General features: G+C 32.7%; 21 protein-coding genes. 15 read left to right on the top strand and 6 right to left on the bottom strand.

Annotated elements, in window-relative coordinates:
* Positions 1-132: 132 nt before the first annotated feature.
* Entirely contained in the window at positions 133-3,534 is a 3,402-nt protein-coding gene (ileS, locus tag ASF10_RS10190; protein WP_056248477.1) for an isoleucine--tRNA ligase, read from the top strand.
* Positions 3,535-3,540: 6 nt separating this feature from the next.
* Complete coding sequence (locus ASF10_RS10195) at positions 3,541-3,921, top strand: TraR/DksA family transcriptional regulator (RefSeq protein WP_007807070.1); 381 nt, start codon at positions 3,541-3,543, stop codon at positions 3,919-3,921.
* Between the two features lie 247 nt (positions 3,922-4,168).
* On the opposite strand, the gene ASF10_RS10200 is transcribed toward ASF10_RS10195, so the two are convergent.
* Positions 4,169-4,549 carry a hypothetical protein gene (locus ASF10_RS10200; protein WP_056248479.1) on the bottom strand — a complete coding sequence of 127 codons (381 nt, stop codon included), beginning with the start codon at positions 4,547-4,549 and terminating at the stop codon, positions 4,169-4,171.
* A 32-nt stretch (positions 4,550-4,581) separates the two neighbouring features.
* Entirely contained in the window at positions 4,582-4,938 is a 357-nt protein-coding gene (locus tag ASF10_RS10205; protein WP_056248482.1) for a roadblock/LC7 domain-containing protein, read from the bottom strand.
* A 177-nt stretch (positions 4,939-5,115) separates the two neighbouring features.
* On the opposite strand from ASF10_RS10205, the gene ASF10_RS10210 reads away from it, so the two are divergent.
* The 7 genes from ASF10_RS10210 (at position 5,116) to ASF10_RS10240 (ending at position 15,992) form a co-directional block, all read left to right on the top strand.
* Positions 5,116-5,331 carry a hypothetical protein gene (locus ASF10_RS10210; RefSeq protein ID WP_056248485.1) on the top strand — a complete coding sequence of 72 codons (216 nt, stop codon included), beginning with the start codon at positions 5,116-5,118 and terminating at the stop codon, positions 5,329-5,331.
* Positions 5,332-5,449: 118 nt separating this feature from the next.
* Positions 5,450-6,052 (top strand): lipoprotein signal peptidase, encoded by a 603-nt coding sequence (locus ASF10_RS10215; RefSeq protein ID WP_056248488.1) that lies wholly within the window; start codon positions 5,450-5,452, stop codon positions 6,050-6,052.
* Positions 6,053-6,187: 135 nt separating this feature from the next.
* Positions 6,188-9,346 (top strand): UvrD-helicase domain-containing protein, encoded by a 3,159-nt coding sequence (locus ASF10_RS10220; protein WP_056248986.1) that lies wholly within the window; start codon positions 6,188-6,190, stop codon positions 9,344-9,346.
* An 80-nt stretch (positions 9,347-9,426) separates the two neighbouring features.
* Positions 9,427-10,620, top strand: a complete 1,194-nt coding sequence (gene kbl / locus ASF10_RS10225; RefSeq protein WP_056248491.1) for a glycine C-acetyltransferase — start codon at positions 9,427-9,429, stop codon at positions 10,618-10,620.
* A 112-nt stretch (positions 10,621-10,732) separates the two neighbouring features.
* The gene (locus ASF10_RS10230) at positions 10,733-12,196 is read left to right on the top strand and encodes an OmpA family protein (protein ID WP_056248493.1); all 1,464 of its coding nucleotides are present in this window, start codon (positions 10,733-10,735) and stop codon (positions 12,194-12,196) included.
* Positions 12,197-12,259: 63 nt separating this feature from the next.
* Positions 12,260-15,025 (top strand): PD-(D/E)XK nuclease family protein, encoded by a 2,766-nt coding sequence (locus tag ASF10_RS10235; protein ID WP_056248496.1) that lies wholly within the window; start codon positions 12,260-12,262, stop codon positions 15,023-15,025.
* A 292-nt stretch (positions 15,026-15,317) separates the two neighbouring features.
* Positions 15,318-15,992 carry an ATP-binding cassette domain-containing protein gene (locus ASF10_RS10240; protein ID WP_056248990.1) on the top strand — a complete coding sequence of 225 codons (675 nt, stop codon included), beginning with the start codon at positions 15,318-15,320 and terminating at the stop codon, positions 15,990-15,992.
* Positions 15,993-15,999: 7 nt separating this feature from the next.
* On the opposite strand, the gene ASF10_RS24225 is transcribed toward ASF10_RS10240, so the two are convergent.
* Positions 16,000-16,143 (bottom strand): hypothetical protein, encoded by a 144-nt coding sequence (locus ASF10_RS24225; protein WP_157849058.1) that lies wholly within the window; start codon positions 16,141-16,143, stop codon positions 16,000-16,002.
* A gap of 288 nt (positions 16,144-16,431) precedes the next feature.
* On the opposite strand from ASF10_RS24225, the gene ASF10_RS10245 reads away from it, so the two are divergent.
* Positions 16,432-16,749, top strand: coding sequence for a roadblock/LC7 domain-containing protein (locus ASF10_RS10245; protein WP_055093935.1), 318 nt, complete (start codon positions 16,432-16,434; stop codon positions 16,747-16,749).
* Positions 16,750-16,771: 22 nt separating this feature from the next.
* The gene (locus tag ASF10_RS10250) at positions 16,772-17,146 is read left to right on the top strand and encodes a hypothetical protein (RefSeq protein ID WP_056248498.1); all 375 of its coding nucleotides are present in this window, start codon (positions 16,772-16,774) and stop codon (positions 17,144-17,146) included.
* 72 nt (positions 17,147-17,218) lie between these two features.
* On the opposite strand, the gene ASF10_RS10255 is transcribed toward ASF10_RS10250, so the two are convergent.
* The gene (locus ASF10_RS10255; protein WP_056248501.1) at positions 17,219-17,995 is read right to left on the bottom strand and encodes an alpha/beta fold hydrolase; all 777 of its coding nucleotides are present in this window, start codon (positions 17,993-17,995) and stop codon (positions 17,219-17,221) included.
* Positions 17,996-18,387: 392 nt separating this feature from the next.
* Between ASF10_RS10255 and ASF10_RS10260 the strand changes: the two genes are divergently transcribed.
* Both ASF10_RS10260 and ASF10_RS10265 read left to right on the top strand, forming a co-directional pair.
* Complete coding sequence (locus ASF10_RS10260) at positions 18,388-18,744, top strand: hypothetical protein (RefSeq protein WP_056248503.1); 357 nt, start codon at positions 18,388-18,390, stop codon at positions 18,742-18,744.
* 88 nt (positions 18,745-18,832) lie between these two features.
* The gene (locus tag ASF10_RS10265) at positions 18,833-19,351 is read left to right on the top strand and encodes a ferritin (protein WP_056248506.1); all 519 of its coding nucleotides are present in this window, start codon (positions 18,833-18,835) and stop codon (positions 19,349-19,351) included.
* Between the two features lie 69 nt (positions 19,352-19,420).
* Here ASF10_RS10265 and ASF10_RS10270 read toward each other — a convergent pair whose 3' ends face one another.
* The gene (locus tag ASF10_RS10270) at positions 19,421-20,713 is read right to left on the bottom strand and encodes an aminopeptidase P family protein (RefSeq protein WP_056248507.1); all 1,293 of its coding nucleotides are present in this window, start codon (positions 20,711-20,713) and stop codon (positions 19,421-19,423) included.
* Between the two features lie 675 nt (positions 20,714-21,388).
* Positions 21,389-21,793, bottom strand: a complete 405-nt coding sequence (locus tag ASF10_RS10275) for a helix-turn-helix domain-containing protein (protein WP_056248509.1) — start codon at positions 21,791-21,793, stop codon at positions 21,389-21,391.
* Positions 21,794-22,094: 301 nt separating this feature from the next.
* Between ASF10_RS10275 and ASF10_RS10280 the strand changes: the two genes are divergently transcribed.
* Complete coding sequence (locus ASF10_RS10280) at positions 22,095-23,450, top strand: polymer-forming cytoskeletal protein (protein WP_056248512.1); 1,356 nt, start codon at positions 22,095-22,097, stop codon at positions 23,448-23,450.
* A 24-nt stretch (positions 23,451-23,474) separates the two neighbouring features.
* Complete coding sequence (locus ASF10_RS10285) at positions 23,475-23,852, top strand: nuclear transport factor 2 family protein (RefSeq protein WP_056248515.1); 378 nt, start codon at positions 23,475-23,477, stop codon at positions 23,850-23,852.
* Positions 23,853-23,875: the final 23 nt, after the last annotated feature.

Consider the following 23,875-nt stretch of genomic DNA (forward strand, 5'->3'; position numbering starts at 1 on the left):
TAGTACCGGAAACTAATCAATTCTTTTGTTTTTGTATCTATTATCTCAACAAAAGTTTGTGAAATTTAAAGAAATTGATGGTCAATAATCCAAAATTCCTTACTTTCGCACCTCGATTAAGAAAAGGATAAAATGAGCACAAAATTTACTGAATACAAAGGACTTGACTTGCCTGTAGTGGCGTCAGAAGTACTTGATTTTTGGAAGAAAGAAAATATATTTGAAAAGAGTGTAACAACTCGCGAAGGTGCAGAGCCTTTCGTATTTTTTGAAGGTCCGCCTTCAGCAAATGGTTTACCGGGAATTCATCACGTGATGGCACGTGCGATTAAAGATATTTTTTGTCGTTATAAAACTCAAAAAGGTTTTCAGGTAAAAAGAAAAGCCGGTTGGGATACGCACGGATTACCTGTAGAATTAGGTACCGAAAAAGAACTTGGAATTACAAAAGAAGATATTGGTAAAACAATTTCTATCGAAGAATATAACGAAGCGTGTAAAAAAACCGTAATGCGTTATACTGACGTATGGAATGATTTGACCGAAAAAATGGGATATTGGGTAGATATGGAAGATCCGTATGTTACTTATAAACCAAAATATATGGAGTCTGTTTGGTGGCTTTTGAAACAAATCTATGATAAAGGTTTGTTGTATAAAGGATATACAATTCAGCCATATTCTCCAAAAGCAGGAACAGGATTATCTTCTCACGAAGTAAACCAGCCTGGAGCTTATAGAGATGTTACAGATACTACGATTGTAGCACAATTCAAAACTTTGCCGGAAACTTTGCCAGGCTTTTTACAAGGTTTTGGTGATATTCACATTTTGGCATGGACGACAACGCCTTGGACGTTACCATCGAATACAGCTTTGACAGTTGGACCAAAAATCGATTACGTTTTAGTAAAAACATTCAATCAATATACTTTTGAGCCTGTAAATGTTGTTTTGGCTAAAAATTTAGTTGGAAAACAATTTGGGAAAGGATTTTTCCTAAGCGAAGACGATGCAGATTTTGATAATGTAAAAGAAGGAGATAAAAAACTTCCTTACAAAATCTTAGCAGAAGCAAAAGGTATTGATTTAGTAGAAATTCGTTACGAGCAATTATTACCATACGTATTACCTTATCAAAATGCTGAAAACGCATTTAGAGTAATTGCTGGAGATTTCGTTACTACAGAAGACGGAACCGGAGTTGTACATACCGCTCCAACTTTTGGTGCTGATGATGCTAAAGTAGCAAAAGAAGCTAAGCCGGAAGTGCCGCCAATGTTGGTTCTTGACGAAACTGGAACAGCGGTTCCTTTAGTAGATTTACAAGGAAAATTCACTTCACATTTAGGTGAACTTGCCGGTAAATACGTAAAAAACGAATATTACGATGCAGGACAAGCTCCAGAACGTTCTGTAGATGTTGAGATCGCTATTCGATTAAAAGAAGAAAATAAAGCCTTTAAGGTTGAAAAATACGTACATAGTTATCCACACAGTTGGAGAACTGATGAACCGTTATTATATTATCCACTAGACTCTTGGTTCATTAAAGTAACCGATGTAAAAGATAGAATGTTCGACCTGAACGAAACTATCAATTGGAAGCCTAAGTCTACTGGTGAAGGACGTTTTGGAAATTGGCTGAAAAATGCCAACGACTGGAACTTATCTCGTTCTAGATATTGGGGTATTCCGTTGCCAATTTGGAGAACTGAAGACAAAAAAGAAGAAGTTCTTATTGGTTCTGTAGAAGAATTGTACAATGCGATCGAAAAATCTATCGAAGCAGGTTTTCAAAAAGAAAATCCGTTTAAAGGTTTTGAGATCGGAAATATGGCTGAATCAAATTATGATTTAATCGACTTACATAAAAATGTAGTGGATCAAATTACTTTAGTTTCGGCTTCCGGACAACCAATGAAACGCGAAAGTGATTTAATTGATGTTTGGTTCGATTCTGGAGCAATGCCTTATGCACAATGGCATTATCCTTTTGAAAACAAAGATAAAATTGACGAGAATAAAGATTTTCCAGCAAACTTTATTGCTGAAGGTGTCGATCAGACTCGTGGATGGTTTTATACCTTACACGCAATCGGAACTTTGGTTTTTGATAAAGTAGCGTATAAAAACGTAGTTTCAAACGGTTTAGTTTTAGATAAAGACGGAATAAAAATGTCTAAAAGTAAAGGGAACACTATTGATCCTTTTAAAACCATTGAACAATATGGTCCTGATGCCACACGTTGGTATATGATTATGAATGCAAATCCTTGGGATAACTTAAAGTTTGATCTTGAAGGAATTGCTGAGGTTCGCCGTAAATTCTTTGGAACTTTATATAATACCTATTCATTCTTTTCGTTATATGCGAATATTGATGGCTTTAAATATGAAGAGGCAGAAATTCCGTTAAACGAAAGACCGGAAATTGACCAGTGGATCATGTCTGAATTACATTCTTTAATAAAATTTGTTGACGAATGTTACGAAGATTACGAGCCAACAAAAGCGGCGAGAGCTATTTCTGATTTTGTTCAGGAAAACTTAAGCAACTGGTACGTTCGTTTATGTCGTCGTCGTTTCTGGAAAGGTGAATACGCACATGATAAAATTGCAGCATATCAAACGCTTTATACTTGTCTGTTAACGATCAGTAAATTAAGCGCTCCAATCGCTCCTTTTTTCATGGATAAATTGTATCGCGATTTAACGATTTCAACAGGAACTGAGCAATATGCCAGTGTTCACTTGGCTGAGTTTCCAAAATTTGTCGAAAACTTTGTTAATAAAACGTTAGAAAGCAAAATGCAGAAAGCGCAAACCATCTCATCTTTGGTTTTATCGCTTCGTAAAAAGGAAATGATTAAGGTACGTCAACCTTTGCAAAAGGTAATGATTCCGGTGCTTGACGAGAATCAGAGAGCTGAAATTTTAGCTATTTCTGATCTTGTAAAAGCCGAAGTAAACGTTAAAGAAATCTTACTTTTAGACGATGATTCTGGTATTCTGGTAAAACAAATTAAACCTAATTTTAAAGCATTAGGACCGCGTTTTGGTAAGGATATGGGATTGATTTCCAAAGAAATACAAGCTTTTTCGGCAGATCAGATTAATGAGTTGGACAAGCAAGGGACGCTAGATATTGTTATTGCTGGAAATAGTGTAACTTTATCATTAGAAGATGTCGAAATAACATCTCAGGATATCGAAGGCTGGTTGGTTGCGAACTCAAACGGAATAACAGTTGCGCTTGATATTACAATCTCGGAAGAATTGAAAAGCGAAGGGATCGCCAGAGAACTGGTAAACAGGATTCAAAATATCCGTAAAGATTCCGGATTTGAAGTTACCGATAAAATTAAAGTGCAATTACAAAGAAATGGTCTTCTGGAAGAAGCAATTTCAAAAAATGAAGACTATATTAAGTCTGAGACGTTAACAGATAATTTGGTTTTTGTGGATGCATTAGAAAGCGGCATAGAAATTGAATTTGATGATATTAAAACAATGATATTAATTTCAAAATAATATAAAATGATAGATGAAATTACAAGATACTCTGATGCTGATTTAGCGGAGTTCAAAGAAATAATCCAAAATAAAATACAAAAAGCACAAGCCGATCTGGATTTAATAAAAAGTGCTTACATGAATGATTTAAATAACGGAACAGATGATACTTCTCCAACTTTTAAGGCATTTGAAGAAGGAAGCGAAACAATGTCTAAAGAAGCAAACTCACAGTTAGCTATCAGACAGGAAAAGTTTATACGCGATCTGAAAAATGCATTATTCCGTGTTGAAAACAAAACATACGGTATTTGTAAAGTAACAGGTAAATTAATTGGCAAAGAAAGGCTAAAAATCGTTCCTCATGCTACAATGAGTATCGAAGCGAAGAACTTGCAACGATAAGTTATATTTGATTAAAATAAGCGCTCCTTTTAGGGGCGTTTTTTTTGTTTAATGTTTTGTGGAAACGTGTTTAGACTAGCTAATATTCTTTTGAAAGAATTTGATTATAATTTTAAAAAACGGCATTAAATTTAGTGCTTGTTTTTTGTAAGAAGAAAAATGAAGTCGATTTGGGGCAGCTTAATGTTTTTTAATTAGAACTATCTTGGTGGAAAAATAGTTCTAATTAAAAAAATAAAACTAAAAACTAAGCTAAGTTTTTCTCTAACTCTAATTTGTGTTTTCTTAAAATAGCTCTTGTCATTCCTAAGTTTGCTTTAGCTGAATCTGCAGCAAGGTAAATCATGAATTTTTTGTTTGGAGAAATGTCGATAATGTGAATTTGATTCGAAAGTGTAATCAAAATATCTTCGATGTCCTGGTTTAAATTTAAAGCTTTTACGGCGCTCAATTTAGCTTTTACAACTTCAAGATTATAAGCAGCAGCAAGTTCAGGATCAAAAGAAGGATCGATGGTTAAATTTCCAAAGCTTAATCCGGATTCAATTTCAGTCACTGCTACAGCTATAAAGCCGTTTACGTTAGTTTTCATTTCATTTAAAAAAACGTTTAAAAAGTCATTACTCATAGTTTGTGGTATTTGGTGTTAATAGATTTGTTTTATTTCAATAGGGAATTTTTGCTTAGTTCTGTGGCTACTTCTTCAGTTGATCGCATTAATAAACCCAGGTTGCTTCCGTCCTTAGAGAATGCAATTATAAAGTTTGTGCCGCTTATTTTATTTCCAATAACAACCCCTTCAGAAGTTTTTAAAAAAAGTTGTTTTAAGGCTCCTTTGTCTAAATCTATCAGGAATTTTTCGCTCATTGATAAAATCGCGGCGCTCATTGCTGCAACGCTGTCTGCGTAATCTATGTGTAGAGATGTGATTAGTTTTCCTTTTCCGTTTATGATTAATGCGGCTGAGGATTTTGTAGTAACTAAGAAATCATTTAGAGTAGATGTTATTTCATTCATATTTGTAGGATTTGGGGAGAATGTTAAAATTAATTCATTTTCATGTGTATTGGCGGGAAAAGTTGTTGTTCAATCTAAACAAGTGTTAATTTTCTTTAACAAATATAAATTAAATTATGTATCATTGTAATACCAAATCATTAATAATTTATTTATTTAACATAAAAAACTTACACTATGGCTAAAGTATTGAAATTCAAAGATGTAAATTCTGATGTAGAGAGTAAAATGAAAGATTTTGAAAAAATTCGCGTTAAATTTAAAGCGGATATAAAAAAAGCTGAGGCTAAAAAGGCTGCTGCTGGAAAAGAAGGAAAAGGTTTGCTTAAATCTATTTCTGAGTTTTTTAGTGACCCGCCAAAGGCTACTGTTCAGCATAATGTTAGAAAATAAACTTTACATAAATCGAACCATATAATGCAACTTAGTTTGCATTAGAAAACATTAACGCTCCTTTAGGAGCGTTTTTTTTGATTAAATTGTTACTTTTGCCCCATCAAATTTTAATAAAATGTCATTACCAAAAGCGTATTTCCTAATATTTTTAGTTTTAATTGTTGATCAGCTTTCGAAAATCTATGTAAAAACAAATTTTGTTTTAGGAGAAGAGGTCGTTATTTTTGATTGGTTTAGAATTCATTTTATTGAAAATGAAGGAATGGCGTGGGGAACAAAAATACCGGGACAGTATGGTAAATTAATTTTGACTGTTTTTAGGATCTTTGCTGTATTCGGGATTGCATATTGGTTGTCTGATACAATTAAGAAACGTCATTCTACTTATTTGATAGTTGCAATAGCCCTTATTTTTGCAGGCGCTGCCGGAAATATAATCGACTCTGTTTTTTACGGTGTTATTTTTGATGCAAGCCATGGCAATCTTGCTACGATTTTTTCTCCTGAACCTTACGGAACCTGGTTTCATGGTCTTGTGGTTGATATGTTTTATTTTCCAATCTGGAGAGGTACTTTACCAAGTTGGTTTCCGGTTTGGGGAGGTGAAGAAGTTTCCTTTTTTAATGCTATTTTCAATGTTGCTGATATGGCAATCTCTACAGGAGTTGGAATTTTGCTTGTTTTTAATAAAAGAGCATTTCCTAAAACAGCAGAATAATTTAAGATTTCAAATAAATAAATTCCAAATTCCAATATTTGACGCATTCAATGCAGGTAGATATTGGAATTTGGAATTTTGTATTATTGGGGTTTAATATTTATTGTGCTATTTTTACATTATAAAACTAAAGTTATGCAAAGTCCGTCCTTTTCCCTTTATGATGCCTCTGCAGGTTCAGGAAAGACCTATACTTTGGTGAAAGAATATCTTAAAATTATTCTTTCTTCTCCTAAAAATGATGCATATAGAAATATCCTTGCCATAACCTTTACCAATAAAGCGGTTCATGAAATGAAAAGCCGTATTGTGGGAAGTTTATCTGAATTTACAAAAGAAGAGCCTTCTCCAAAAGCATTGGATTTAATGGAGGATTTGTCGCGGGATACAGGGCTTTCGATTATTAAAATCAAAACAAAATCACAGAACATCATCAAGCATCTTATTCATAATTATGCTGCCTTTGATATTTCTACAATCGATAAATTTACGCATAAGGTAATACGCGCTTTTGCGCATGACCTGAATTTGCCAATGACTTTTGAGGTAACTTTAGATACTGAGAATTTATTGACAGAAGCGGTTGATGCAATTATTGCGCAAGCCGGACAGGATGAAACGCTGACTAAATTACTGATTGATTTTACGATGGAAAAAACCGACGATGATAAAAGTTGGGATATTTCACGTGAAATTTTGGATACAGGAAGATTAGTGCTGAACGAAAATAACCGGAACGAGATTTCGCATTTTCAGGATAAGTCTATAGAGGAATTTGTAGTTATAAAAAAGAAAATGCTGGCCCTTTGTAAAGATTTAGAATCTGAAAACGAAAATTTGGCTACTCAAGCACTTGCTTTAATTGATAAGAACGGTATAGATTTGAAATCATTTTCGCGCGGGACTTTTCCAAATCATCTCGAAAGCATTCGTGACGGAAAATTTAATCCCAGAAATAAAACGTTTCATGAATTTGATGATATTGCAATTAATAAAACCGCAAAAGACAAAGCTTTAATAGAAAATATTATTCCGGAGCTGCTTCAGATTTTGGAGGAGATTTATAAAAATTTTGAAAAAAGAGATTTTTATAAAGCATTTCTAAAAAACATAACACCGCTTTCATTATTAAATACCGTTAGTAATGAATTGGCTAAAATTCAGTCAGAACAAAATATTTTATCTATTTCTGAATTTAATGCTATTATTCATCGAGAGATTCAGAATCAGCCGGCGCCGTTTATTTATGAACGTATAGGCGAGCGATATCGCCATTTTTTTATTGATGAATTTCAGGATACTTCAGAGATGCAATGGCAAAACCTGATTCCGCTAATCGATAATTCGCTTTCCGGTTTAGATGATTTAGGCAATAAAGGTACTTTGATGATTGTGGGTGATCCTAAACAATCTATTTATCGATGGAGAGGTGGTAAAGCTGAGCAATTTATAGAATTGAGTAAAGGGTTGAATCCGTTTAATAATCCTGAGAAAGTAATCAGGCATTTAGATACGAATTATAGAAGTTATAGCGAAGTAATTGATTTTAATAATGCCTTTTTTAAACTGATTTCGACAGAATTTTCAAATGATGATTATAAAAACTTATACGAGAATCACAGCTTTCAGAATTCAAATTCAAAAAAAGGAGGTTATGTAAATATTTCTTTTCTTCCGATAATCGAAAAAAATGATTTTGCAGATGAAGAAGAAGTTGTAGAAAAGTCAGACTTGTATGTCTTGGCGACTTTAAATACAATTCAGAATGTAGTTCGGGAAGGCTTTTTATATCGGGATATTGTAATTCTGACTCGAAAAAGAGATCAGGGAATTGCAATTGCAAATTATTTAACAGAACAAAATATTCCGCTTTTATCCTCTGAAACATTAATGATCCAGAATGCTACCGAAGTTCGGTTGATCGTTCATTTATTGAAATATTTAAATAATAGTGCTGATCTGGAATCAAAAGCTAATTTCTTGTATTTTTTAGCTTCCAACAAAGAAATTCAATTGCCAATTCATGATTTTATTGCAAATGGAATGGCACAAAGATTTGAAGTTGATTTTGAAAAATGGCTTTTAACTTTTGATGTTTCGCTTTCTTTTGAAAATATCAGAAAAAAATCACTTTATGAAGCGGTAGAAATAATCATATCCAAATTTGTACCTCTTTCAGAAGGAAATGCCTATGTGCAGTTTTTTCTGGATATTGTACTGGAACGGGATATTAGAAATCAGGCGGGAATCGCAGATTTTTTGAGTTATTGGGATAAGAATGCTGAGAAATTTAGTATTCCGTCTCCGGAAGGGAATAATGCGGTGCGAATTATGACAATTCACAAGTCAAAAGGATTGGAGTTTCCTGTTGTGATCATGCCTTTTGCTGAAGAAGATTATAATCGAAAACCAAAAGATAAATTATGGCTGGATACTGAAGATGTTGATTTAGATGTTCCAAAAGCATTAATTGATAATAGTAGCGCCGTTGAAGGTTTTGGTGAAAGTGCATCGGCAGTTTTTAATTTAAAAAAGCAAGAAGAATTACTTGATAATATTAATGTTTTGTATGTAGCATTAACACGCGCAGAAGAGCAATTATATGTTATTTCCCAATCTTTAAAAGAAAGAAAAGATGGTGAATTCCCAAATAATATGGCTTCATTTTTTATTAAATACTTATTGCATAAAGGTGTTTTTGATCCTGATAAATTAGAATATGAATTTGGAAATAAAACAAGACTTTCTAAAGATGCAAAATCAGTTGATTTGATAAAGACAATTCCTATTGTCTCAGAAGTTTTAAATCCAAAAAACATCAAAATTGCACAACGAGAATCCCTGATGTGGGGAACGCATCAACAAGAGGCAATTGCTTATGGGAATATAGTTCATGAGATTCTGGCTTTTATTAAAGATAAATCAGATATTGATTTGGCGATTACAAAAGCAATCGAAAATGGTTTGATTAAAATTGATCAGATAGATTTGGTTTTAAAATCACTTCATGAAATTGTAAATCATCCGGAATTAACGAATTGTTTTGATGGGAGTTATAAAATTTTAAACGAGCAGACAATTGTTCAAAAAGAAGGAAGGATTTTAAAGCCGGATAGAATTGTCCTTGTTTCAAATAATGAAGCCTATCTTTTAGATTACAAGACTGGTGCGATAAATCCAAAATACGCACAGCAAATTCAAGAATATCAGGATGCTATTGAAGATTTAGGATACAAAGTGTTAAAAAAGGCTTTGGTGTATATAGGAACAGAAATCGATGTAGTAAATTTGTGAAAAAATTAATCAGATGTTAAGAGTAAATGAAGTCTTAAAATGGCTAATTTGTTAATTTTTAACGTTTTAAATAAATAAAGATGTACGGTAAAATAAAAGAACATTTGCAAAGTGAATTGCAAGCTATTGAAGAGAACGGAATTTTTAAAAAGGAAAGAATTATAACTTCAGCACAAGATGCTGAAATTACTATTTCGACCGGAGAAAAAGTTTTGAACTTTTGTGCTAACAATTATTTAGGTCTTTCATCACATCCAGAAGTAGTCCAAGCTGCAAAAGATGCAATGGATACTCATGGTTTCGGAATGTCGTCAGTTCGATTTATTTGTGGAACTCAGGATATTCATAAAACATTAGAGCAAAAAATTGCAGATTTTTATGGTACAGAAGATACTATTCTTTATGCAGCTGCTTTTGATGCAAATGGTGGAGTTTTCGAACCTTTATTAGGAGAAAACGATGCAATTATCTCTGATAGTTTAAACCATGCGTCAATTATTGATGGGGTTCGTTTGTGTAAAGCTGCTCGTTACCGTTATGAAAACAGCAATATGGACGATTTAGAACAGCAATTAATAAAAGCCAATGAAGCCGGAGCTCGTTTTAAATTAATTGTAACTGATGGAGTCTTCTCAATGGATGGACTTGTAGCGCCTCTTGATAAAATTTGTGATCTTGCAGATAAGTATGATGCGATGGTAATGGTAGACGAATGTCACGCTGCCGGATTTATTGGTGCAACTGGTAAAGGTACACTTGAAGCAAAAGGAGTAATGGGCAGAGTTGATATTATAACAGGTACACTTGGTAAAGCTCTTGGTGGAGCAATGGGTGGTTATACGACAGCTAAAAAAGAAATAATTGAATTACTGCGTCAACGTTCAAGACCTTATTTATTTTCGAATTCATTAGCGCCGGCAATTGTTGGAGCTTCTATAAAAGTTTTTGAATTACTGGAAAAAGACACTTCTTTAAGAGATAAATTAGAGTGGAATACAAATTATTTTAAGGAAGGAATGAAAAAAGCCGGATTCGATATTATCGACGGAGATTCGGCAATTGTGCCCGTAATGTTGTATGATGCAAAATTGTCTCAAACAATGGCCAACGAGCTTTTAAAACAAGGGATTTATGTAATCGGATTCTTCTTTCCTGTGGTGCCAAAAGAAAAGGCAAGGATTAGAGTACAACTCTCAGCGGCACATACCAAAGAACACTTAGACAGAGCGATAGCAGCCTTTATAGTTGTCGGTAAAATGTTAAAAGTTATATAATTTCCATTTACTGAAATTTTTGTAGGTTTTTTTTAACATTTCATTTTGTATTTAAAAATTTTGGTGTTACTTTTGTCTGTAATTAACTAAATTGTAATTAAAAAAATTAAGTATGAAACATCTTAACAAACTTTTAGTTGCTGTGATGATGGTGATGGGTTTAAGTTCTCACGCACAAGACAGTAACAATCCATGGGCTATCTCTTTTGGAGTTAATGCCGTTGACACTAGAACTAGTTCTGGTGCAGGAAGTGGGTTCTTTGATCAACACTTTTCGCAACCATTCCAAGTGAAAGACAACTGGAATATTCTTCCTTCTTTATCTTACATTGGTGTATCTAGATACGTTGGTAGTGGTTTCTCTGTTGGTTTACAAGGATCTGTAAACAAAATTGATAAATTCGTAGTTTTTGCTCCAACTGCTCCTGGACATGATTCAAGAGGAAATGTTGTAGTTAATCCTGGTGATTTGATGTATTATGGAATTGATGCTACTATTAAATATAGCTTCCAAGAATTAATCAAATCTAAAGTAGTTGATCCTTCGTTATCTGTTGGTGGAGGTTATACTTTCTTTGGTGATAGTAGCTACGGAACAGTTAATCCAGGTGCTGGAGTAACTTTCTGGTTTACTGATGCAATTGGTCTTGAGCTTGCTACAAGATACAAATGGTCAGTTAGTGGTGATAGACAAGATAGAACTGGTGCTCCAGATGCTCCATCTCACTTTCAACACACTGCAGGTCTAGTTTTCAAATTCGGAGGTAAAGATACTGACGGAGACGGAATCTACGATAAAGATGACGCTTGTCCAGATGTTGCTGGTTTGAAACAATTCAACGGATGTCCTGATACTGACGGAGACGGAATCGTTGACGCTAGTGATGCTTGTCCAGATGTATTTGGTTTAGCTGCATTAAACGGATGTCCTGATACTGACGGAGACGGAATTGCTGATAAAGATGATGCTTGTCCAGATGTTGCTGGTTTAGCTGCTTTAAAAGGTTGTCCTGATACTGACGGTGATGGTATCGCTGACAAAGATGACAAATGTCCTACAGTTGCTGGTCCTAAAGAAAATGGTGGTTGTCCTTTCTTAGACGCTGACAAAGACGGTGTTGCTGATAAAGATGATGATTGTCCTACAGTTTACGGTCCTGCTTCAAACAGAGGATGTCCAGAAGTTACTAATGAAGCATTAGAAGATCTTAAAGTTCAAGCTAGAGCAATCTACTTTAACTCAGGAAAAGCTACTTTCAAAACAGGAGACAAAGAAACTCCAGCTAGATTAGATGCTATCAAAGAAATCCTTAAAAACTATCCAAACGCGAAATTCAGCATTGAAGGTCACACAGATAGTGATGGTTCTGACAAATTGAACCAAAAACTTTCTGAAGACAGAGCTGCTGCTGTAATGAACGCTTTGATCGAAAGAGGAGTTAACGTTGATAACTTAGTATCTAAAGGTTTTGGTGAGTCTCAACCAGTTGCAAGCAACAAAACTGCTGCAGGTAAAGCACAAAACAGAAGAACAGAAATTAGACACATTGGTTCTAAATACCAAGGTAAACTTTAATTTACTTTCTAAATAAAAACTAAAAGCCATTCTTAATTGAATGGCTTTTTTTATTTTTATAAAATGATAAATAATTCTTTTCTCGGAAAAATAGCATCAGTTGTAATTCAGGATTATTCAGCTAAACTTGCTGAAACAACTATTATTTTACCAAACAAAAGAGCCAAGGTTTTTTTGATCGAAGCTTTAAAAAATGAAACAACAAATACTATTCTTTCGCCTGAAATTATTAGTATTGAAGACTTTGTACAAGATGTAGCATCAATAAGATCTATAGATGCAATTGAGCTTTTATTTGAGTTTTATGAAGTGTATCTTTCTATAACCGATAAGCAAAACCAACAATCTTTTGAATTATTTGCTAATTGGGCAAAAACACTCTTGCAGGATTTTAATGAAATCGATCGCTACTTATTAGATCCAACTCATGTATTGTCCTATTTGAAAGATATCGAAGACATTAAAAAATGGGGAATTGAGGTTGAAAACAGTACAAAACTTTTAGAAAATTATATTGACTTCTGGAAACTTCTGCCATTGTACTATGATTCATTATACAATCATTTGCTTAATAAAGGAATAGGATATCAAGGTTTAATATATAGAGAAGCAGTAAATAATCTAAATCACTTTTCGAATACTATTTCAAACCGATCTTTTATTTTTGCCGGATTTAATGCTTTAAATGCTGCTGAAGAAAAAATTGTGCAACATCTTTTAGCTCTCGATCAGGCTAAGATTTATTGGGATGTCGATCAGGTTTTTTTAAATGATCCTTATCACGATGCCGGACTCTTTGTGCGTCGTTTTAAAGAAAATTGGAAACATTATAAATCACATATTTTTGATTGGATTGTCGATGATTTTTCGCAATCAAAAAATATTCAGGTTATAGGAACTCCTAAAACTATTGGTCAGGCAAAATTAGCCGGAAGTATTATTGAAAATATAATTACTGAAAATCCCACAACATCACTGGATAAAGTGGCTATTGTTCTGGGTGAGGAAAATTTATTAATACCTGTATTATATTCATTGCCTTCTTCTGTTGGGAGTTTGAATATTACGATGGGATACTCAGGAAAAAATAATCCGTCTCAAATATTAATAGCAAAATTATTTAAAATGCATACCAATGCTCTATCAAGAAAAGGAGATAGCTATGTTTTTTATTATAAAGATGTACTTGATATTTTAACGCATCCTCTTATTGAGCCTTATGCAAATGCGGGAAATCTGGTTAGAATTATCAAGGAGAATAATTATACTTTTATTACTCATAACAGGATTATTGAACTTAATTCGAATCAATCGAATCTGTTTAATTTATTGTTCCAGAAATGGGAAAACGGATCCATTGCTGTACTTGAAAATGTATCGGCGCTTTTGATTTTAATAAAAGAAAACTTTAGTAACGATAGCGAAGAAGAGAAGATTGCAAAAGCATTTGTTTTTGCTGTTTTTAAAGTCATTAATAAGTTGATTAATTATTATTCGCAACATCATCATATTGATAATATTGATACTTTGCACGCTATTTACAAGCAAATTATTGATGTTGCCGAAGTTTCGTTTGAAGGTGAACCTTTGCGAGGATTGCAAATTATGGGAGTTCTTGAAAGTCGTGTTCTGGATTTTGATACCGTAATTGTAACCTCAATGAATGAAGGAAAGTTTCCGGCTGGAAAATCTCAAAATTCATTTATTCCTTATGATGTAAAAAGAGAATTAGGTTTGCCAACATTCAAAGAAAAAGATGCGATTTATACCTATCATTTTTATCACTTATTGCAAAGGGCCAAAAACATTTATCTTATTTATAATACAGAGAATGACGGATTAGATGCCGGCGAACGAAGTCGTTTTATAACACAATTAGAAGTCGAGAAACAGCACAAGCACAATCTTACTTTTGATATTTATAATCCGGTTTTACCAACATCAGCATATCAGCCCATGGTGGTTCCAAAATCTGATACTGTAATGGAGCGCTTAAAAGAAATTGCTGCAAATGGTTTTTCCCCTTCGGCGTTAACGAGTTATATTCGAAATCCTATTCAGTTTTATTTTCAAAAAATCCTGCGTATTCGTGAGGTTGAAGAAGTAGAAGAAAATATTGCATTGAATACGCTGGGAACAATTATTCACGAAAGTTTGAAAGCTTTGTATGATCCTTTTGTTGGTAAATTTATCTCTGAAGCTGATATCGAAAATTGCTTTAAACTATTAGATAATGAAGTACTAAAACAGTTTAAAGTAGTTTATAAAGAAGGCGAAATTAAAAAGGGGCGTAATCTTTTGGCATTTGAAGTTGCAAAGAGAAATGTTTTTAATTTCCTGAAAATGGAATTAGAAGCCATCAAAAATGGTGACGCGGTAAAAATCATAGCTTTAGAAAAAACATACGAACGTGAACTGAATCATCCTAACTTGCCATTTCCGGTTTTAATTAAAGGAAATGTCGACAGAATTGAATTGCGTAACGGAAAAATCAGAATCATCGATTATAAGACCGGTAAAGTAGAAAAAACGAACGTTGTACTTAAATCCTGGAATGGATTAACACAAGACCTCAAAAACGATAAAATTATTCAGGTTCTGGCTTATGCGTTCATGTTCGAAAACGAAGCTACGGGTTTGCCTATTGAAGTTGGGATTATTTCGTTTAAAAATCTAAAATCAGGGTTTTTGCCTTTTGGATTTAAAGAAGATAAGGAGTTGAATTCTACGGTTACAAATGAAATTTTAAAAAGCTATTTAGAGGAAGTTGTGGTATTGTTGACCGAAATTTTTGATGTAAGTATTCCTTTCGAAGAAAAAATAAATTAGATATCAGAAAGCTGCAGAACATATTCGAATTTTTTAAAACCACTCTAATTATTAATTTAAGTGTTTGCGCTATAGCAGTTTTATTTGGTGGCTTTGATTACTTTTTTATTATATTTCTAAGTTTTGGATTTTTGATGAGTATTGCTTTTAAGGAATTATACCGCAAGAATGAGTATTTGTTTTATTCGAATAATGGGATTTCAAAACTACAGCTTTTAATTTGTGCTTATATTTTTACTTTTTGCACTACAATTTTAATTGGTTTGTTGACTTTTTTAATAAAGAATCTATTTTGAAGAAACATATTTTAGAAGTTGACGGAATTCAAAAGAAGTATGGTGAAAGAGTAATTCTTTCAGATGTATACCTGAAATGTGAAACATCTCAGATTATTGGTTTATTAGGAAGAAATGGATCCGGAAAATCGACTTTGCTAAAAATAATTTTCGGAATAATATCCGCTCCAAATAAGTGTATTCGTATAAATTCTGTTTCTAAAAATAATGAAAGTAGTCTGTTAAGTGAAGTGAGCTATTTATCACAAGAGCAATTCATCCCGAATCATTTAACCGTAAAAAAGGCAGTCACATTATCGGTCGATAAACAAAAAATAACTTTTTTTAACAAAGATGAGTTCATTCAGTCAATTTTAGACAAACGAATAAGTCATTTGTCTAGTGGCGAATTGCGTTATCTGGAGATAAAAATCGTTCTCTCGAACCCTTCAAAATTCGTTTTACTCGATGAACCTTATAACGGATTATCTCCGCTAATGGTTGACCAGGTAAACGAAATGATACTTAAAAATTCTGCTGAAAAAGGAATTATTATTACAGATCACAACTATAAAAATGTAATCAATATTTCATCTAAAATCATTTTGATTAAAGATGGTAAAACACATTATGTCAAACATAATGCAGAATTGGTAGAAAAAGGTTATTTGGTAGATTTGGGATTTTTGTAAGTACTTTTTAACTGAATATTTTTTTAAAAAAGCCTTTCTTTTCGCGCTCTTGCGTATTTAAATTGTTTAAACTTCCGTTCTCAAAACGAAATCTTCTAAACTTCATAAGTTTTACATTTAGATCAAAGCGTAATTCATCAACTGTTTTCATTTGTTACATTTTTTTTGCAAAGTTATTAAAAACTTGCGGTAAACAGAATTTGTTAAACGGCTTAGAGTAATAATTAAGAGATATGAATCAGATTGTTATTTTTATAGATAAATCCTCTTTTTTTGTTTAACTTTTTTAAAAAGTTTATTTTAAAAATTAAGAAACATTATAGTATAAATAAAAGTAATTCAAATGGTTACGAGTGTCTTTTTTTTAACAAGTGTTTATCGAACAGTTTTGTTTATTAAAAATATCTTTGGCTCTTCTTAAAAATGAAACGATAAGATTATGATTGATTTAAATACACTTGTAGAAGAAACCGGCGCTGAATCTGGATTAACTTTTAATATAGATGGCATCTTGCTGGAATCGGTTAATTTAGAGTATGATGGGAATGTAGCGGCAATGATTGGGATGATATTAAAAATGTGTTTAGAGATGTCTGAAGATGTAAATAACGGAGATCTAAAACAAGTTATGATTAAGAATAAAGATGGTATCGTGGTTGCCAACAAAGACGAATATGATAACTGTGTTGCACTGCTTTCTAAAGATATAAGTAAAATGGGACTTTTGTTACGCAAAATGGATTCTGTTTTTCAATAATTAATTTAAATACAATCAAAACATGTCAGATTTTTTACAAGATTTTCAAAACGATTTAAAAGAGAACGTTAACGGATTTATTGCTGTATCAGTAACTGAAGTTGAAACAGGAATGTCATACTGTTCACTTTCTTTAAATCCAAATTTTGACCCGGAATTAGCATCTGCTTATAATTTAGAAGTTGTAAAAGCTAAATTAAACGCTATTAAAGCTTTAGGATTAGATCAAAAAATCAATGATATCTTAATTACATTAACAGACCAGATACATATTATTGATGTTTCTGAAGATGGTAAGTATTTTATTTATTTAGCTGTTGACTCAACAAAAGCGAATCTTGGATTAACAAGAGCGACTTTGGCTAAGTTTAAAAAAGACATTATTACAAAACTATAATTTTTGCTCCCAATAATGAAAAAAGGCTGTTCATGATTATGAACAGCCTTTTTTGGTTTTAAGAGTATTAGATTATTCAAAAAAATCTAACAATATAGTTTCCAGTTCTTCTTTGTTTTCGATCTGGCTCATATGCCCGTCTTCAAAAGAAACCAGTTTTACGTTTGTATTTTCTATTTGGGCAATGTTTTCTTCATAGTTTAAAACCGGATCTTTTTTGCCTAGAATCAATAAAACCGGAAATAAGTTTTTGTGCAAAAGCGATTCTCTGTCTTTTCGTATTTTCATTCCTTCAAGCGAAGCTACAATTCCTTGCAATGGCGTTTTTAGCGCTTGTTCTTTTGCCTTCTCAATTTCATCAGTTAATCTTGTTCGGTTATTTTCGCTGAACAAATTACCAATCGCAAGACTTACAAAGTTTACATAATTTTGTTTTACTGCTTTTATGGCACGATTACGGTTTATCTTTTTCTCGTGACTATCTGCTTTTGACGTCGAATTTAGTAAAACCAATTTCTGAATGTTTTTTGGGAATAATTCGGCGAAAGCCAAACCAACATAACCTCCCATAGAATGACCAAGAATTGTGGCTTTTTCGATCTTTAAATGTTGTAAAACTTCCTGAACCACATTTGCATTATCCTCCATAGAATGCACATATCCCAAAGATTCAGATTCGCCGTGACCTAATAAATCAATCGTGATAACGCGATTTTTTTCAGCGAAAAGGGTAATGTAGTCTTTCCACATTTTTTTGTTTTCCAGAAAGCCGTGAAGCAATACAATTGTATTTCCCTGACCTGAATCAGTATACGAGATCTTGGTATTTTTATATAATAGAGTTTTCAAAATGATGTTTTAAATTTAAAGTACAAAGATAAGAAATGACAAAACCATATAAGTGATATAAGTTCATTTGAGTTAAAAATAGTAGTTATCGCGTTCAACTTATGTTCAATGTTTAAACCATATAAGATATATAAGTTCATTTTAGTTTAAAAAAAGTTATTCAATTCACTCATATATTAAATATTCAAAGCATATAAGCTTATGTGAGTTTAAAAAAAAAACATAAAGATTATGATTTAAATGAACTTATATTACTTACATGGTTCAAAAAATAAGGTCATTCGAACTGTTTTTAAGAACATTAAATGATTTTGTTATTTTAAATTAGTCTTAATTATGCTTGTTATTGCTTTAAATTCTATATTTTTGCATCGTTATTATATTTTATCAGAATGGCATTAATTAGTGATTTGACCACCAAAGTATTATTTGAAACCGAAAAAGGATACAGTTATCAATGTGATTTGACTAATAGTATAATTATCAATTTTGTTGATACGGTGTCAAGTTATAAAATCCATGATTTTTTGATTTTTCAAAGAAAGGTTAATAGCGTTGACATTCTCAATATGCTTTATGACTTATCTGATCAATCAGACGCACAGTTGATTGAAACTACTAAAAGAAATTTTTCCAGAAATCTTACTATCTGCGAAATAGTTCAGTTACGAGATTTATTAAACGGAACAAAATTTACCCTCACTTTACATTCTTTGCTTTGCAATACTCTCAATGTAGAGCTTATTTAGATTCTTACTTAGATTAAATCCAAATTTTAAGGCATTTAGAGCTGCCTTGTATAATTTTTGTAATTTTACATAGATAAAAACAAAGGTTATGAAAGATTTACTAAGAACGAGTACTTCATTAGTTGAAGGAATAGAAAATATATTGAACTTACAGGCAAAAATAGAAAGCGACGCTTCTAATAAATATTTAGCTATGGCTGCATGGTTAGATAGAAATGGTTTTGACAATACAGCATCTTATTTGTACAAGCAAGCCGAAGAAGAAAGAGAGCATTTTCTAAAAGTTTTCAAATATATTACAGATATGGGAGGGATTGCAGTTACGCCATCTGTTCCGGAAGTGCAGCAGGAATTTGCTTCTTTTAAAGAAGTATTTGAAATTGCTTTGCAAAACGAAATTGCAGTTACACAAGCGATTAATAGAGTAATTGCAAAATGTAGAGCTGAGAATGATTATGCTACAGAAGATTTTATGATGTGGTATGTAGCTGAGCAAAGAGAAGAAGAGAAAAATGCAAGAAGAGCTTTAGAGCTTTTTGAACTAATCAACGCAAACGAAGCTGACGGAAAATTTCAATTGGATGTTCAGATTTCAAAAATCGGATAAATATCGATTTATTATATAAAAACAAAGCCCTTAATATTTATTAAGGGCTTTGTTTTTTATCATGATTTATTATTGATTCATTAAGCTTTCGATTTCATCAACCTCAATCGGGATATTGCGCATTAGGTTAAAAGGTTCTCCTTTTTCCTGAACCACAACGTTATCTTCTAAACGAATCCCAAATTTCTCATTCGGAATATAAATTCCAGGTTCAACCGTAAAAACCATATTGGCTTTCATAGGTTCGTGAAGCAAACCGTAATCGTGCGTATCAAGACCCATGTGGTGAGAAGTTCCGTGCATGAAATATTTTTTGTAAGCTGGCCATTCCGGGTTTTCGTTCTGAACGTCGGCTTTGTCTAATAAACCTAAACCAAGAAGTTCAGATGTAATGATTTTACCCACTTCAATATGATATTGTTTCCAAAGCGTTCCTGGAGCCAACATTTTTGTAGCTTCATTTTTTACGTTCAAAACAGCATTGTAAACCGCTTTTTGACGATCTGAGAATTTTCCCGAAACCGGAATTGTTCTCGTCATATCGCTGGAATAATTTGCATATTCTGCCGCAACATCCAATAAAATTAAATCTCCGGCTTTACATTGCTGATTATTTTCGATATAATGCAAAACATTCGCATTATTTCCCGAAGCAATAATTGGCGTGTAAGCAAAACCTTTAGAACGATTACGGATGAATTCGTGAACCAATTCGGCTTCGATTTCATATTCAGTAACATTTGGTTTCACAAACGACAATAATCTACGGAAACCTTTCTCAGTAATATCACAAGCTTGCTGAATCAAATCAATCTCTTCGCTTTCTTTTACAGAACGAATGCGTTGCAGGATTGGGTTGCTTTTTGCGACATTATGTGCTGGATAACGTTCTTTCCACCATTTTACAAAACGAGCTTCGCGAGTTTCAGTTTCTACTGTTGCGCGATAATGTTCGTTTGTGTTAATGTACATTGTATCTGCATACGTCATCATTTCGTTCAAAACTTTATGAAAATCCTGCAACCAATAAACCGTTCTAATTCCCGAAACCTGAAAAGCACGTTCTTTGCTTAGTTTTTCGCCTTCCCAAACCGCGATATGATCGTTAGTTTCTTTCAGGAAAAGAATTTCTTTTTGGTTCTCATAAGGCGCATCCGGAAACAAAAGCAAAATACTTTCTTCCTGATCAACACCGCTTAGATAAAAAATATCTCTGTGTTGAGCAAATGGCAAAGTACTATCTGCACTAACCGGGTAAATGTCATTTGAATTAAAAACGGCAACCGAATTAGGTTTCATTTCTGCCGTGAATTTTCTGCGATTTTTTACAAAAAGAGCGCTGTTTATTTGATGATATTTCATAATAATGTGAGTTTTGAACTTCGAATTTCAAAATTACTAATTTTTAGAGAATGGCATAAGATTGCTTTATTAAAGTTTTCTTATTTGTTTGAGATTTCTTCTCTCACAGATTTTAGGGATTAAAAGACGAAGAATCTCCGCAAAGTAAACCTGACAGGTTTTAAAAACCTGTCAGGTTTGGCGCAAATCGTTTTTTACACAATATTTTCATTTCGATCCCGAAGCTTCGGGATCGAAATGAAAACATTGAGAAAATCTCAGAACCTTAAAACCTCAATAATGGCATGTCCCTCCGGGTCTGGCAATCATGAGTGTTTAAAACCTGTTGCTCTGAAAGAGCCTTAGCAATAGCATGGTGCGAAGCGCTATGAGCGAAAAACGATTGTAATTTTAAGCCCTGTAAGGGCGGAAGTCTAATTTCAAAAAACACGTTCATCATATTTTACATGATGTTCATCTGAAAAACAACATTTTCTTTTGCCCTTTCAGGGCAATTTTTGCTTGTGATTTAATTCGTAGTGCGCTGCACTACGCTATTGCATTTTAGGGCTTTCAGCCCATTTTAAAAGTTTTGGATACTATAGATTTGCAATTCGTGCTTGCAAAAACAAACCATAAAAAAAACCGAAGCCACTAAAACTTCGGTTTTTTCTATAAATATATCTTTCGTAGAAATTATTTCTCGCTCAATAACTTCTCTAAAAGAGCAACTTTTTCTTTTTCAGCTTCAACCAATCTTTCATAAAGTTTTTCATTTTTATCAAAAGCTTCAAGAAGTTTGTCTAACGGATTAAATGTGCAATGATTATTTTTTATAGAAGAAGCATCGTTATGATAAGTATTCCCCATAATATTAAAAACAGCTTCTTCAGAAAAATTCCTTATTACTTCGGCAGGAACACCCAAAACTTCGGCAATTGCTTTTAGTTTCTCTTCATCAACGCTTTCGCTTCCTTCAATACTCGAAATAGTTTGTTGACTTACGCCAATAGCAATCGCAAGAGCTTCTTGCTTCATGTCTCTAAGTTCTCTGATTCGGCTAATGTTTCTGCCTATGTGTTTTGGTTTCGCTGTGCTCATGATTCAAAGATATTTAAAATTCTTTTTATATTTTTTGATTTGGTAGAAAACAAGCCTGAGTTTGTGAGATACATTTTGTAAATTGTTTTCAGGATTGCAAAAATACAATTTTTCTGACGATTGTTGCGCGTATGATTTCCTTTCGTCGAAAAGACAAGATTGTGTAATATTGCATAATCTTAAAAATAAAGATTTATTAATAATGAAGTTTCGAATTTTGGTTACAACAGATTAATCCTTTAAAATCATATAATCTGTGGCATAAAAAAGCAAAGCAATTCGTTTCAATAAAAAAATAAAAATGCATAATTCAGCTTTCAAATTAATTACAATAAAAGAAGTCAAAGCCCAATATCCTTTTTTAACAGATCATGAAGGATTTGATTATTTTGACGAATGGAACGATGAAGATTTCTTTATTGTTGCAAACGAAGATGTAATCTTTGAAGGTAATTTCTACTTAGATCTTTATGAAGAAAAAGAAAAGAAATGGCTTTCGAATATCTTAAATCTACCATTAAAAGAAATTGATTTAATACGAATTGAAGGAATTCTCATAAACGGAAATTTCACAACAAACGGAACCATTATAAATGCCGAAGGAGATTATGGACCGTATGTTTACATTAACGGAAATGTGACTTGCCAAAGTTTATTATTAGGCGGTTCGTATATAGAAATACAAGGAAATATAAAAGCCAAAGAAGTGGTAATGACATCGTATAATCACGGAAATTTTAAATGTTCCGGCATTATAGATTCTCCCGTTTTTATAGTCGAAGATCATTACACGACGTTTGCAGAGCGAAAAAATGATTTGTTTTATTATAATGATAAAACAGATGAAGTAAATCCAAAAAACGAGTGCACATATGATGCCGATTCTGGCGAAGATATTATCTCTATCGAATTGCGCAAACATCTTGATAACCAGTTAATAGAGACTTTCGAAGAATTGAAACGGGAATTAGAATTTGGAGAATTAATTTTAAAGCAAAATAATCCTTCTGCAAAAAGTTATGAATATTGGCGGGACCGCGTTTTATCAAATTATAGGGATCTTAAACTGGTTCCTAAAGAATTTAAAACCGAAGAACTTTGTAATCTGGCCTTAAATACTACTTATCATGCTTTACCATTTATTAATCAGAACTTAATAACTCCCGAATTCTGCGATAAATTAGTTAGCAAAGATGGTTTTGCAATTCAGGTTATTCCTGATGAGTTTATAACGAAAGAACTTTGTTTTAAAGCCGCTGAAAATGGAACAGCGCTACGATTAATTCCAGAGGAATATTATTCTGAAGAACTGATTTTGTCGGTTTTCAAGAACGGAAAACATCAACCGGATATCAATGATGTTCCTTCTGAATTTATTACCAAAAGTTTACTCGTAGAATATGTAAAATTAGGTAAAGGATTATGGCTTGATAAAGCCTGCAAAGAAAACGGAATTGATAAAGTAGAGATTTTAAAACGAGTAATTGATTCCGGGATTCAATATTTGGATACTGTGTTTGGAAATCATTTTAGTGCCGAAGTTGTTGATTATGCTGCTTCTATTTATAATAATGAAGAAAATAAACCGGAATGGAATAATTATGTCCAGAAATGCAAAGTGAAATTTGAACGTCTTGGTTTGAACCATTTTCTTTAATCAAACTTAAAACAATATTATATTATGATTGATAGAGAAAGAATAATTAAGAATTATGTTGAAGGTTACAATCAATTTGATATTGATAAAATGACAACTGATTTTAGTAAGGATATTATTTTTGAAAACATTCAGAACGGTGAAGTAAATATGACTTTAAACGGATTAAATGAATTTAAAGAACAAGCAGAAAATGCAAAAGCCTATTTTTCGAAAAGAACGCAGGTAATTACAGCATTCAGTCATTTTGAATCAAAAACTGAGATAGAAATTGACTATCATGCTATTTTAGGAATGGATTTTCCTAACGGAATGAAAACCGGAGAAGAATTAAACTTGAAAGGAAAATCTGTTTTTGAATTTTTAGATAATAAAATTTCAAAATTAAGTGATGTAAGCTAGTTATAAGTAAGCCTTTCAGCGAT

This window comes from Flavobacterium sp. Leaf82 (genome assembly GCF_001422725.1).
Classification (GTDB): domain Bacteria; phylum Bacteroidota; class Bacteroidia; order Flavobacteriales; family Flavobacteriaceae; genus Flavobacterium.

Coding starts and splice junctions, on each gene's coding strand:
- ileS (WP_056248477.1), top strand. CDS start 133: ATGAGCACAAAATTTACTGAATACAAAGGACTTGACTTGCCTGTAGTG.
- ASF10_RS10195 (WP_007807070.1), top strand. CDS start 3,541: ATGATAGATGAAATTACAAGATACTCTGATGCTGATTTAGCGGAGTTC.
- ASF10_RS10200 (WP_056248479.1), bottom strand. CDS start 4,549: ATGAGTAATGACTTTTTAAACGTTTTTTTAAATGAAATGAAAACTAAC.
- ASF10_RS10205 (WP_056248482.1), bottom strand. CDS start 4,938: ATGAATGAAATAACATCTACTCTAAATGATTTCTTAGTTACTACAAAA.
- ASF10_RS10210 (WP_056248485.1), top strand. CDS start 5,116: ATGGCTAAAGTATTGAAATTCAAAGATGTAAATTCTGATGTAGAGAGT.
- ASF10_RS10215 (WP_056248488.1), top strand. CDS start 5,450: ATGTCATTACCAAAAGCGTATTTCCTAATATTTTTAGTTTTAATTGTT.
- ASF10_RS10220 (WP_056248986.1), top strand. CDS start 6,188: ATGCAAAGTCCGTCCTTTTCCCTTTATGATGCCTCTGCAGGTTCAGGA.
- kbl (WP_056248491.1), top strand. CDS start 9,427: ATGTACGGTAAAATAAAAGAACATTTGCAAAGTGAATTGCAAGCTATT.
- ASF10_RS10230 (WP_056248493.1), top strand. CDS start 10,733: ATGAAACATCTTAACAAACTTTTAGTTGCTGTGATGATGGTGATGGGT.
- ASF10_RS10235 (WP_056248496.1), top strand. CDS start 12,260: ATGATAAATAATTCTTTTCTCGGAAAAATAGCATCAGTTGTAATTCAG.
- ASF10_RS24225 (WP_157849058.1), bottom strand. CDS start 16,143: ATGAAAACAGTTGATGAATTACGCTTTGATCTAAATGTAAAACTTATG.
- ASF10_RS10245 (WP_055093935.1), top strand. CDS start 16,432: ATGATTGATTTAAATACACTTGTAGAAGAAACCGGCGCTGAATCTGGA.
- ASF10_RS10250 (WP_056248498.1), top strand. CDS start 16,772: ATGTCAGATTTTTTACAAGATTTTCAAAACGATTTAAAAGAGAACGTT.
- ASF10_RS10260 (WP_056248503.1), top strand. CDS start 18,388: ATGGCATTAATTAGTGATTTGACCACCAAAGTATTATTTGAAACCGAA.
- ASF10_RS10265 (WP_056248506.1), top strand. CDS start 18,833: ATGAAAGATTTACTAAGAACGAGTACTTCATTAGTTGAAGGAATAGAA.
- ASF10_RS10270 (WP_056248507.1), bottom strand. CDS start 20,713: ATGAAATATCATCAAATAAACAGCGCTCTTTTTGTAAAAAATCGCAGA.
- ASF10_RS10275 (WP_056248509.1), bottom strand. CDS start 21,793: ATGAGCACAGCGAAACCAAAACACATAGGCAGAAACATTAGCCGAATC.
- ASF10_RS10280 (WP_056248512.1), top strand. CDS start 22,095: ATGCATAATTCAGCTTTCAAATTAATTACAATAAAAGAAGTCAAAGCC.
- ASF10_RS10285 (WP_056248515.1), top strand. CDS start 23,475: ATGATTGATAGAGAAAGAATAATTAAGAATTATGTTGAAGGTTACAAT.